11 protein-coding genes are annotated in these 10,942 nt (G+C 61.5%); 4 read left to right on the forward strand and 7 right to left on the reverse strand.

Going from position 1 to position 10,942, the window contains the following annotated elements; all coding sequences use genetic code 11:
* Nucleotides 1–32: 32 nt before the first annotated feature.
* From AWB69_RS36575 to wrbA, 3 genes are all read right to left on the reverse strand, one after another.
* Nucleotides 33–1,499: an FAD-binding oxidoreductase gene (locus AWB69_RS36575; RefSeq protein ID WP_062091665.1), complete on the reverse strand. Its 1,467-nt coding sequence runs from the start codon at nucleotides 1,497–1,499 to the stop codon at nucleotides 33–35.
* Between the two features lie 110 nt (nucleotides 1,500–1,609).
* Nucleotides 1,610–2,062: a DUF2069 domain-containing protein gene (locus AWB69_RS36580; RefSeq protein ID WP_231937352.1), complete on the reverse strand. Its 453-nt coding sequence runs from the start codon at nucleotides 2,060–2,062 to the stop codon at nucleotides 1,610–1,612.
* Between the two features lie 3 nt (nucleotides 2,063–2,065).
* On the reverse strand, nucleotides 2,066–2,668 hold the full coding sequence (gene wrbA / locus AWB69_RS36585; RefSeq protein WP_062091666.1) for an NAD(P)H:quinone oxidoreductase: 603 nt from the start codon (nucleotides 2,666–2,668) through the stop codon (nucleotides 2,066–2,068).
* A 144-nt stretch (nucleotides 2,669–2,812) separates the two neighbouring features.
* On the opposite strand from wrbA, the gene AWB69_RS36590 reads away from it, so the two are divergent.
* Nucleotides 2,813–4,120 carry a YihY family inner membrane protein gene (locus AWB69_RS36590; protein ID WP_062091674.1) on the forward strand — a complete coding sequence of 436 codons (1,308 nt, stop codon included), beginning with the start codon at nucleotides 2,813–2,815 and terminating at the stop codon, nucleotides 4,118–4,120.
* Between the two features lie 23 nt (nucleotides 4,121–4,143).
* On the opposite strand, the gene AWB69_RS36595 is transcribed toward AWB69_RS36590, so the two are convergent.
* The 3 genes from AWB69_RS36595 to AWB69_RS36605 all read right to left on the reverse strand — a co-directional run bounded on the left by AWB69_RS36595 (nucleotide 4,144) and on the right by AWB69_RS36605 (nucleotide 6,816).
* A complete protein-coding gene (locus AWB69_RS36595) occupies nucleotides 4,144–4,464 on the reverse strand; it encodes an Mpo1-like protein (protein ID WP_062091667.1) in 321 nt (106 codons plus the stop codon).
* 208 nt (nucleotides 4,465–4,672) lie between these two features.
* On the reverse strand, nucleotides 4,673–5,494 hold the full coding sequence (locus AWB69_RS36600; RefSeq protein WP_062091668.1) for an alpha/beta fold hydrolase: 822 nt from the start codon (nucleotides 5,492–5,494) through the stop codon (nucleotides 4,673–4,675).
* Nucleotides 5,491–6,816 carry an O-acetylhomoserine aminocarboxypropyltransferase gene (locus tag AWB69_RS36605; RefSeq protein WP_062091669.1) on the reverse strand — a complete coding sequence of 442 codons (1,326 nt, stop codon included), beginning with the start codon at nucleotides 6,814–6,816 and terminating at the stop codon, nucleotides 5,491–5,493. The genes AWB69_RS36600 and AWB69_RS36605 overlap by 4 nt, the downstream gene beginning before the upstream one ends.
* 265 nt (nucleotides 6,817–7,081) lie before the next feature.
* Here AWB69_RS36605 and AWB69_RS36610 point away from each other — a divergent pair, with 265 nt between their 5' ends.
* The 3 genes from AWB69_RS36610 (at nucleotide 7,082) to aroC (ending at nucleotide 10,805) form a co-directional block, all read left to right on the forward strand.
* Complete coding sequence (locus AWB69_RS36610) at nucleotides 7,082–7,534, forward strand: CBS domain-containing protein (protein ID WP_031359018.1); 453 nt, start codon at nucleotides 7,082–7,084, stop codon at nucleotides 7,532–7,534.
* A 138-nt stretch (nucleotides 7,535–7,672) separates the two neighbouring features.
* Nucleotides 7,673–9,607 (forward strand): MFS transporter, encoded by a 1,935-nt coding sequence (locus AWB69_RS36615; RefSeq protein ID WP_062091670.1) that lies wholly within the window; start codon nucleotides 7,673–7,675, stop codon nucleotides 9,605–9,607.
* Between the two features lie 94 nt (nucleotides 9,608–9,701).
* Nucleotides 9,702–10,805: a chorismate synthase gene (gene aroC / locus AWB69_RS36620; RefSeq protein WP_062091671.1), complete on the forward strand. Its 1,104-nt coding sequence runs from the start codon at nucleotides 9,702–9,704 to the stop codon at nucleotides 10,803–10,805.
* A 61-nt stretch (nucleotides 10,806–10,866) separates the two neighbouring features.
* Here aroC and AWB69_RS50950 read toward each other — a convergent pair.
* A partial coding sequence (locus tag AWB69_RS50950; RefSeq protein WP_156529089.1) for a 4Fe-4S dicluster domain-containing protein occupies nucleotides 10,867–10,942 on the reverse strand: 76 nt, incomplete at its 5' end.

A 10,942-nucleotide genomic window follows, 5' to 3' on the forward strand; every position in this document is an offset into this window, starting at 1 on the left:
GGCACTTATCTCCTCAACGCTACTACGTACATTTACGACGACGCGTGCGACGCACCCGGTGCACGCATGTCCGGCAGGACCTTGGCCGGATTCATCAGGTTCTCGGGGTCGAATGCTGTCTTGAGTGCGCGCATGAGCCGTATTTCCACCGGTGACTTGTAGTGCATTGCTTCGTCCACCTTCAATTGCCCTAAGCCGTGCTCGGCGCTGATACTGCCGCGATGTGCGTGCGCGCTTTCGTAGACCAGCGCGTTGACCGGTGCCTGGAATTCCGCCAGGAAGCGTTCTGGATCTACGCCTTCCGGCGCCTGCACGTTGTAATGCAGATTGCCATCGCCAAGATGGCCGAAGGTCACCATGCGTACGCCTGGAATGGCCCGGGCCATGAGCGCGTCGGTTGCTTCGATGAAATGCCCGACGCGGGAAATGGGCACCGCGATATCGTGCTTGATATTGAGTCCTTCCACGGCCTGAGCGAGCGGGATATGTTCGCGCAGATTCCAGAACGCCCGCGACTGCGACAAGCTCTCCGCAACGACTGCATCCTCGACCAGTCCTTGCTCTATTGCATGTTCCATCAGCCGTTCGAACAACCCGCGGCCGTGCTCTTCGCTCTCGCTATCCGACAATTCGAGCAGCACGGTCTGGCCGTGTTTTTCGCTGAAGGGGTAACGCATCTGCGGGAAATGCGTGGTCACGAGATGAAGCGAAAAATCCGACATCAGTTCGAAGCCGGTCAGCAACGGCCCTGCGTAACGCTGTGCGGTAGCAAGGAAATCGAGCGCGGCCTGCGGTGAGGCGAGGGCCGCGAGCGCCGTCACGCGCGCGACCGGCGCCGGATGCAGTTTCATCACGGCGGCGGTGATGATGCCGAGCGTTCCTTCCGCTCCGATGTACAGGTCGCGCAGGTCGTAGCCGGTGTTGTCCTTGCGCAGCCCGCGCAAACCGTCCCAAATTTCACCTTGCGGAGTGACCACTTCCAGCCCGAGGCACAGTTCGCGCGTGTTGCCATATCGCAGAACGGCGGTACCGCCGGCGTTAGTTGAAAGATTGCCGCCGATCGTGCAACTGCCCTCGGCCGCGAGGCTGAGCGCAAAGAGCCGCTGTTCCTCTTCGGCGCGTGCCTGGATATCGGCGAGGATCACGCCGGCTTCCACCGTGATGGTGTTGTTGAGCGGATCGATGTCGCGAATCCGGTTCAGCCTGCGCAGGCTGATGACCACCTGCGTGCCGCTGGCGTCTGGCGTTGCCCCGCCGGAATGGCCCGTGTTGCCGCCCTGCGGCACGATAGGGACCCGATGTTCCCGGGCGAGTTGCACCATCTTCGCGACCTGTTCGGTAGTGCCGGGAAGCAGTACGGCGCATGTCTGGCCGTGATAGCGCTTGCGCCAGTCCGTGAGAAACGGCGCGGTGTCATGGGCGTCTGTCAGCACATGGGCGGCGCCGATCGCCTCGATGCAGGCTTCAACGAAGTAACGTGAACGGTCGGATGCGGTCATGAGTTTCAATGGCGGTGGCGTGGGCGACGGATGACACAGTATCGCGCAAGGTTGAACCGGGCGAACCCTGGCCTGATGGCATAGGTCTCGTTGACGCTGACTATTCCGTGCTACAAATGATTGCCGCCGGGCGTTGAGTCTGGCGCTGAAGTGGTCGCCGCTGCAGCGGCCTTCGCTCGCTTAGCGGCGCGTGCAGCGCGTTTGAACGGTGCGACAAAGCCAAGCGCGCAGACGAAGAACGCAAGGGCAAGCAGCGCTTCGAGCCAGCCAAGGCGCGCTGACAATCCGCCGTCGGTCATGCCGCGCACAATGCCTTCGGCAAAGTACAGCAGCACGAGCATTGATGCCCATTGCAGCGTGTACACGTTGCGACGGAACGTGCCGCGCAGCGAGAACAGCAGCGGGACGGCCTTGAGCGCAAGCGCGGAGCCGCCCGGGCGCAGCGGCGCGAGCCAAAGCTCCCACGCAAGCGACAACGCAATCAGCGCAATCAGGCTGAACAGTGCGCCTCGCGCAAAGCCCGCTTGCGTGCCGGCTGCTTCCATGACGGGGGTGGTGGTCATCAATCAGGCGCCGCGCTGAAGCGTGAGCGCCGTCTTGGCCAGACGTGCGCCGAGCGCCATGGCTAATGCTTTCTCATCGGCGGAGATGCCGATGTCGGCCGTTTCAGCACGCGCGAAATGGGACGCTCCATAAGGCGTGCCTCCGGTTTGCGTGGTGGTCAGCTTCGTCTCGGTGTACGGAATGCCTACGATCAGCATGCCGTGGTGAAGCAAGGGCAGCATCATGGAAAGCAGGGTGGTTTCCTGTCCGCCATGCAGGCTGCCCGTGGAGGTGAAGACGCTGGCGGGTTTGCCTGCCAGCGCGCCGGACAGCCATTGGGGCGAGGTGCCGTCGAGGAAGTATTTCAGCGGGGCCGCCATGTTGCCGAACCGCGTGGGCGACCCGAGCGCTAGCCCGGCGCATTCTTCCAGGTCGCGCACTTCGGCATAGGGCGGGCCGTCGGCGGGAATATCCGGCTGCGTGGCTTCGCAAACAGTGGATACAGGAGGCACGGTGCGCACGCGCGCCTGCATGCCGGGTACGCTGTCGACGCCTTGAGCAATCGCCTGGGCGAGTGCGCGGGTGGCGCCGTTGCGGCTGTAGTAGAGCACGAGAATGTCGTTCATGAGCCTTTTCGGTGAACGGGTATTATAAGGATCGGGTACGTGGGCGGGGGTTTTGGGGTGTATTTCGGCGTGCGTTCGGCATGCTTCAGCCCGCCATTCAAGCCGCGCCGCGGATCTGTTGCAGTGTTTCAAGGAGAGAGATTCTTGCTGAAGTTTCCCATCGATCTCGACACAGCGAAGCGGCTTGCCAGCTTCGTTGCACGTCGTACGGGCGAGGATCGCGTGCCTCAGGTGGCCGGCAGCCTGACATTTACCACCGTGCTGTCGCTCGTGCCGCTTGCGACGGTTGCGTTCGCGCTCTTCACGGCGTTTCCCATCTTCGCTTCGTTCCAGATGTCGTTACAGGATTTTCTGGCCGCGCACCTGATGCCCTCGCAGATCAACAGCCAGATATTCAAGTACCTGAACCAGTTTGCGTCGAAGGCGAAGGGGCTGACCACGGTCGGCATGATCATCTTGTTCGTCACGTCGGTGATGACCATGATGACGGTCGAATCCGCGTTCAACGTGATCTGGCGCGTGCGCAAATCGCGGCCGTTCGCTCAACGCGTCCTGGTGTATTGGGCCATCATCACGCTCGGTCCTATTCTGTTCGGCGTGAGCTTGTCGATCTCGTCGTACCTGTTTGCACAGTCCGTTGCATTTGCCGGCTCACATAATCTCCTGCCGCCGGTGGTCGAGTGGACGCTGGCCAGCGCATCGCTGCCGTTCACGGTGCTTGCGTTCTCGATGCTCTATGTGTTCCTGCCAAACTGCAAAGTCGAGTGGCGCGATGCACTGGTTGGCGGACTCGTCGCGGCTATCGCGTTCGAACTGGCGAAGCGCGGTTTCGGTTATTACGTGCGGCGTATTCCGACATACACCGCTGTGTACGGTGCATTTGCGGCGTTGCCCGTGTTCCTCTTATGGGTCTATTTGTGTTGGATGATCACGCTCATCGGCGCGATGCTCACGTCGGCGTTGCCGGCAATCCGGATCGGCCAGTTTCATCGAAACGATTTTCCGGGGAGCGATCTGCTCGATGCTCTCGAATTGCTCGCTCGACTTGCGGAGGCGCGTGAAGCCGGGTTGCCGGGTTACACCGGCCTCGAGCTTGCACGGATGCTGCGGTGTGACATGGATACCTCCATGCGCCTGGTTCGCAAGCTCGACTCTCTGGAATGGATTGCGAGGCTGGAGAATCTCAGGGTGCCGCGCTATGTGCTGATCGCCAATCCGCAACAGATCACAGTGTCGAGCCTCTTCGATTTGTTCGTGATCGAGCGCGAAGAGCTGGATTATCAGTTACGCCTCGATTCCTCGCACATTGACCGTGCCGCATTGATGAACGCGCTGAGCAACGAGAAACTCGAAGTCACGCTGGCTACGCTGCTGGCGGCGCGCGCGGCCTCTCGCCAGGAAGGTGCTCGCGCGGCGCAAGGGGTGACGTCCATGCCACATCAACCCGCCTGAAGCGCCTGGCGTCCCGAAGCGCGTTAAAGCGAAATCCTGCCGATGCAGATGTCCTTGAACATGACCCAGTCGCCCATCAGGCTGTAGAGCGGATGGCGAAAGGTCGCCGGGCGGTTTTTCTCGAAGAAGAAATGGCCGACCCAGGCGAAGCCGTAGCCGCAAATAACCGCAGCGGGAAGCCAGAGCCAGTCGCCGGTGGCGATAGCCATTGCAAGACAGCCAATTACGCCCAGCGAACCGATGAAGTGCAGCCGGCGTGACACCACGTTACGGTGCTCTTCGAGGTAGTAAGGATAGAACTCGGCGAAGCTCGCGAAGTGATCGGAATGCGTGGTTTGGGCCATGACAGTCTCCTTCGAGCAGGTTGCAGCATTGGCTCGGCAGCATTCATTCTCCGGCGATTGAGCCCGCTGTGCAACTGCGTTTACTTCTGATCCGGAAACAGCTGGACAGCCCCTCCCATCCGGCTAATAGCGGAGTGAGGAGAGGGCGGGTAAGCTTGGTTGATGAGCTTGGTTCATGTACCGCATGTACCGCAAAGCGATCCGTCACCTAAACCGGCCGCGTCGCGAAACTGAATAACGCGGCGAGGGTCGCATCGGGTTGCTCGCTCATCAGTGCATGCCCGGCGTCCAGCATGACTGTTTCGACAGAGACATCCGCTTGCTTCATCGCATCGGTCAGCGCGCGACTGGCGCGGGGCGGCGTCATGGCATCAAGGCGGCCCGTAATGATCTGTACCGGGCAACGTAGCGCCGCCGCCCGTTCAAGTCCGTCCGCATATGCGTTGCAGGCGCTGAAATCGGTATGGAAGAGATGGGGCTCGCCAAGTGCGGCCACGCGCTCCATCAGGCGCTGGTTGGCGCCATGCAGCCAGAAGCCCGGCGCGGGGCACGACGGCTTGGCGGCGATTGACGAGTGCGACCACTGGTTGACCATGTCGATGGCCTCGGGTTCGCGATTGAGCGCGGCATCGAGAAGGGCGTCGGAGACGGTCATCGGAAAGGCAGTGGCGAGCAGCGCAAGACGTGTGACGCGTAACGGATAGCGCGCGGCGCAATCGAGCGCTATCAGAGAGCCCATGCTATGGCCGATCAGCATGGCTTCCTTGACCTTGGCGGCATCCAGCACAGCGACAAGCCAGTCCGCGAGCGCTGCAATGCTTCGCCGCGCCGGGCCTGCGCTGCGGTTGTGACCGGGAAGGTCGACGGCAAGCACGTTCAGGCCGTGATGGGCAAAGTAGCGTGTCTGCAGAGCCCAGACACTGTGATCGTGCTTGGCTCCATGCACGAACACGGCTACCGGACGATCCGGCTCGAACGGGTGGCCGCCGGTGTAGGTGTAGGCTGAAGCGCCCTCGACTTCGAGCATCATGCGCGGCTCCCGTCGCTGCTGCGCGCAGCGCTTGACGAAGCCTTCTGCGACGCCTTGAGGCCGCGTTTGAGGTCATCGATGAGGTCGTCAGGATCTTCCAGGCCGATCGACAGCCGGATACGTCCCGGCGCAATGCCCGCTGCGGCGAGGGCCGCGGCATCCATGCGGAAATGGGTGGTTGAAGCGGGGTGGATGACGAGCGAGCGCGCATCGCCAACGTTCGCAAGGTGCGAGAACAGCGTCAACGCTTCAATGAAGCGCCGCGCTGCCGCTACGTCGCCACGCAGGTCGAAGCTGAATACGGCGCCCGCGCCACGCGGCAGCAGGCGCTGAGCGAGCGCGTAGTCGCGATGGCTCTCGAGTTCCGGATAAGCCACGCCTTCCACGGCAGGGTGAGCGAGCAGGAATTCAACCACCTTGCGTGTGTTGGCGACGTGCCGGTCCATCCGCAACGGCAAGGTTTCAATACCCTGCAGGAGTTGCCATGCAGCTTGCGGATGCAGGCAGGCTCCGAAGTCACGCAACCCTTCGCGGCGGGCGCGCAGCAGGAACGGCGCAACGGTGCTTTCTTCGGCGAAGACCATGCCGTGAAAACCGTCGTAGGGTTCGGTGAACTCGGGGAAAAGATCCGTGACGGCGAAGTCGAACGTGCCGCCGTCCACCAGCACGCCGCCAATCGTCGTGCCGTGGCCACCCAGGAATTTGGTCGCCGAGTGGTAGACGAAGTCGGCGCCATGATCAAAGGGGCGCAGCAAATAGGGTGTGGTGAAGGTCGAATCCACCAGCAATGGCAGGTGGTTCGAATGCGCGATCCCGGCAATCGTCTCAATATCGAGCACGTCGAGACCGGGGTTCCCCAGCGTTTCCCCGAACAGCAGCCGCGTGTTGGGCCGGATGGCAGCGCGCCAAGCGTCGGGATCGTGCGGCGGCACGAACGTGGTGTCGATCCCGAAGCGCCGCATCGTGTAATGCAGCAGGTTGTGCGAGCCGCCGTACAGCGCGCTTGACGCGACCACGTGCGAACCCGCGCCCATCAGCGTAGCGATCGCCAGATGCAGCGCGGCCTGCCCGCTGGCCGTGCCAATTGCCCCCGCACCGCCTTCCAGCGCGGCTACGCGCTCCTCGAATACGGCGACGGTCGGGTTCGAAATACGTGAATAAACGTGTCCTGAGCGCTCCATGTTGAAGAGCGACGCAGCGTGGTCGGTGTCGCGAAACGAGAACGACGTGGTCTGGTAGATCGGCGTGGCGCGGGCGCCGGTGGCAGGGTCGGGCGCTGCGCCGGCGTGCAGCACGAGCGTGTCGAAGCGGTTGGCGGGCATCGTGGACGGGCTACCATGGGAAAAGAGTCAATTATCGTAACATCGGGTGTGGCCCGATAAACTTGGGGTAGACGCCAGCGCCGGCGTTTGCCCGATGCGGCACCGTGCCGCGCAAGGGCAGCCTTGGCGCGGTATGCTCCGACCCGGTGCAAAAGCCCGCCCCGCGTGCTTTTGCAGACAAAACACGGGGTTCTTGCGCGCTTTCTTTTTAACTGCCTTTCCGCTAGGATCGACAGATATTCAGGCTTTTCGCGAGGAGACAATCATGCGAGTCAGCGACATTTTGAACGTCAAGGGCAACGCGCTCTTCACGGTAACACCCGATACGCCGCTGCACGAAGCAATCAACACAATGGCGTCACACGACATTGGTTCACTTGTGGTGATCGAATACGGCGATCTCGCCGGCATGCTCACGTTCCGCGAGATCATCCTCACGCTGAGCGAGAACGGCGGCAGCGTGGGCACCTCCACTATCCGCAAGGTCATGGACGATCACCCCATCACGTGCACGCCGGAAACGGACGTGAACGAGGTGCGTCGCATGATGCTTGAGCATCACGTTCGTTACTTGCCGGTCATGGAAAAGAACGTGTTGATGGGTGTGATTTCTTTCTACGACGTGGCCAAGGCCGTGGTGGAAGAGCAGGGTTTCGAGAACAAGATGCTCAAGGCCTATATCCGTGACTGGCCGGAGCAGCAGGAAGAAGCGCGTTGACCGGGGCGTCGCGCGATTCGCGCTGACCCGGTCGAAGCGCATTACAACGTCACGCATAAAATGCGCGCCCGAGCGGCGCGCATTTTTTTCGTACCTTCAACGGATCCATCCTCTCTCAGCTACCAATTCCAATAATCCATGAGCGAAACATCTGCATCGACCCGAGCGAAAAAGGCCGGCGCCCAACATGGCGACAGTCAGTTTCGCCTGTTGCGCGAACGTCGTTTTGCGCCGTTCTTCTGGACGCAATTTCTCGGCGCGCTCAACGACAACGTCTTCAAGGTCGGCTTTACATCGCTGGTCACGTTTCAGGCCGCCCGCTTTTCAGGTGTCGATCCGAAAACCGCCGCTTTCCTGATCTCCGCCATCTTCATCATCCCCTTTGTGCTTTTTTCCGCGACATCAGGCCAGGTCGCCGATAAATACGACAAGGCCACGCTCACGCGCTTCGTGAAGACGTTCGAAATCGTGGTGATGCTGATCGGCGGCGCGGGTTTCATGCTGCACAGCGCGCCGTTGTTGTACGCCTGCACGTTCCTCATGGGTGTCCATTCGACCATCTTTGGTCCGGTGAAATACGCGTATCTGCCGCAGCATCTCCAGCCGTCGGAGCTTGTTGGTGGCAACGGACTGGTCGAAATGGGGACGTTCGTCGCCATCCTGATCGGGACGATCATTGGCGGCGCGGCGGCCGGGTTGACCGAGCACGGCGCCATGCTGCTTGCCGTGTGCTGCGTGACAGTTGCGCTGATCGGGCGTGTCGCGTCGGGTTTCGTACCGAAAACCGCGGCGCTGCAGCCCGATCTCAAGATCAACTGGAACCCGTTCAGCGAGACGTGGCGCAACCTCGCGCTCGCTCGTCAGGACCGGACCGTGTTCCTGAGCCTGCTCGGGATTTCGTGGCTGTGGTTTGTCGGCGCGACGTTTCTCACGTCGTTCTTCAACTTCGCGAAGGACGTCCTGTCGGCGAATCCGGACGTCGTGACCGTGCTGCTCGGCACGTTTTCGATTGGTATCGGCATCGGTTCGCTGATGTGTGAAAAGCTCTCGAAACGCCGTGTCGAAATCGGCCTCGTGCCGCTCGGATCGATCGGTATCAGCGTTTTCGCCATTGACCTGTTTTTTGCCAGTCACCGCATCGCGCCGGCGGGTCATCTGATGGGCGTCGGCGAGTTTCTTCAAATGGGCGTGCACTGGCGCATCCTGGCCGACCTGTTCCTGCTCGCCATGTTCGGCGGTTTCTACAGCGTGCCGCTCTACGCGCTGATCCAGTCGCGCAGCCAGCCGACGCACCGCGCGCGCATCATTGCCGCGAACAACATCCTCAACTCGTTTTTCATGATCGTGTCGGCGTTGATGGCGGTCGGCCTGACGTCGGCGGGCGTGGGTATTCCCGGACTGTTTCTCACCACGGCGTTGCTGAATATCGTGGTGGCCGCGTATATCTATTCGCTTGTGCCCGAGTTCCTGCTGCGCTTTCTTGCCTGGATTCTCGTGCATACGTTCTACCGGATCAGGCTGGTGAACGCCGAGCGCATTCCTGAGCACGGGGCGGCTGTGCTGGTCTGCAATCACGTCAGTTTCGTCGATGCCATCGTGATCATGTCGGAAAGTCCGCGGCCAATTCGCTTCGTGATGGATCACCGGATTTTCCGCTCGCCGCTGGTCGGCTGGCTGTTCCGTCACGTCAAGGCCATTCCGATTGCACCGGCTCACGAAGACGCAAAACTGCTGGAAAAAGCCTACGATGCCTGCGGCCGCGCGCTCGCCGACGGCGATCTGGTGTGCATCTTCCCGGAGGGCAAGCTCACCCGGACCGGCGATATCAATCCGTTCCGCCATGGCATCACGGAAATTCTCCGGCGCCATTGCGCCCCGGTTGTACCCATTGCTTTACGCGGTCTCTGGGGCAGCGTTTTTTCACGCCATGACGACAATCGCTGGCCGCGTCCCGTTCAACGCGGCGTGATGAGCCGCCTGACGCTGGCGGTAGGCGAGCCAATCGATCCTGCCGATGCCACGCCGGAACATCTGCAAGAGGTGGTCACCACACTGCGAGGCGCCCGCAAATAAGCCCTGGAGAGCCGGTTCAAGAAGGCTCAAGGGGGCTCAAAGCGCGCCCGGCTGGCATAATATTGGCTCTTTCGCTTTTTTCAGGACGACGCTCATGTCCGGCAATACACTCGGTACGCTTTTCACCGTCACGAACTTCGGCGAGTCGCACGGTCCCGCGATTGGCTGCGTGATCGACGGCTGCCCGCCGGGAATGGAACTCTCGGAGGCGGATATCCAGATCGAACTGGATCGACGCAAACCGGGTACGTCGCGGCATGTGACGCAGCGTCAGGAAGCCGACCAGGTCGAAATTCTCTCGGGCGTGTTCGAAGGTAAAACAACCGGCACGCCGATCGCGTTGCTGATCCGGAATACGGATCAGCGCAGCAAGGATTACGGCAATATCGCCGAGACGTTTCGTCCCGGGCATGCCGATTACACCTACTGGCAGAAGTACGGTATCCGCGATTATCGCGGCGGTGGGCGGTCATCAGCGCGGTTGACGGCGCCGACCGTGGCCGCCGGTGCTGTAGCAAAGAAATGGCTGCGTGAGCGCATGGGTATCGAAACACGCGGGTTCATGAGCGCGCTCGGCGAAATCCCTATTCCGTTCGTTGCGTGGGAACACGTCCGGGAGAATCCGTTTTTCGCGCCGAACGCGGAAATCGTGCCGCGCCTCGAGGAGTACATGGACGCGCTGCGCAAGGATGGCGATTCGATCGGCGCGCGCATCGGCGTGATGGCGACGGGCGTGCCGGCCGGGCTGGGCGAGCCGCTTTACGACCGCCTCGACGCCGACATCGCGAAAGCGATGATGGGCATCAACGCGGTGAAAGGTGTTGAAATTGGCGCGGGGTTCGCGAGCGTCGCGCAGCGCGGCTCGGTTCACGGCGACGAAATGACGCCTGAGGGGTTCGCGGCGAACAATGCCGGCGGCGTGCTGGGCGGTATTTCGAGCGGTCAGGACATCACTGTATCGATCGCGATCAAACCGACGTCAAGCATCCGCACGCCGCGCGAATCCATCGATAAAGCCGGTCATTCCGCGACGGTCGAAACCTTCGGCCGCCACGATCCGTGCGTTGGCATCCGGGCGACGCCAATCGCTGAAGCGCTTCTCGCACTCGTGTTGATCGATCATGCGTTGCGGCATCGCGCGCAGAACGGCGACGTGGTGACGGCAACGCCTCATATTGCCGCGCATATCGCCAAATAAAATGGCGCCGGTTCTGAGCATACGAACTGGCGCCATTTCCTGAAGCCTCAAATCCGAACAATCACATATTCGGATAGTTGGGTCCGCCGCCACCTTCCGGCGGGACCCACACAATGTTCTGCGTCGGGTCCTTGATA

The organism is Caballeronia udeis (assembly GCF_001544555.2).
Lineage (GTDB): Bacteria > Pseudomonadota > Gammaproteobacteria > Burkholderiales > Burkholderiaceae > Caballeronia > Caballeronia udeis.

What these genes read in the sequence shown, in the direction of transcription:
- AWB69_RS36575 (WP_062091665.1), bottom strand. Translation starts at nt 1,499, where the DNA reads ATGACCGCATCCGACCGTTCACGTTACTTCGTTGAAGCCTGCATCGAG.
- AWB69_RS36580 (WP_231937352.1), bottom strand. Translation starts at nt 2,062, where the DNA reads ATGACCACCACCCCCGTCATGGAAGCAGCCGGCACGCAAGCGGGCTTT.
- wrbA (WP_062091666.1), bottom strand. Translation starts at nt 2,668, where the DNA reads ATGAACGACATTCTCGTGCTCTACTACAGCCGCAACGGCGCCACCCGC.
- AWB69_RS36595 (WP_062091667.1), bottom strand. Translation starts at nt 4,464, where the DNA reads ATGGCCCAAACCACGCATTCCGATCACTTCGCGAGCTTCGCCGAGTTC.
- AWB69_RS36600 (WP_062091668.1), bottom strand. Translation starts at nt 5,494, where the DNA reads ATGATGCTCGAAGTCGAGGGCGCTTCAGCCTACACCTACACCGGCGGC.
- AWB69_RS36605 (WP_062091669.1), bottom strand. Translation starts at nt 6,816, where the DNA reads ATGCCCGCCAACCGCTTCGACACGCTCGTGCTGCACGCCGGCGCAGCG.
- AWB69_RS36610 (WP_031359018.1), top strand. Translation starts at nt 7,082, where the DNA reads ATGCGAGTCAGCGACATTTTGAACGTCAAGGGCAACGCGCTCTTCACG.
- AWB69_RS36615 (WP_062091670.1), top strand. Translation starts at nt 7,673, where the DNA reads ATGAGCGAAACATCTGCATCGACCCGAGCGAAAAAGGCCGGCGCCCAA.
- aroC (WP_062091671.1), top strand. Translation starts at nt 9,702, where the DNA reads ATGTCCGGCAATACACTCGGTACGCTTTTCACCGTCACGAACTTCGGC.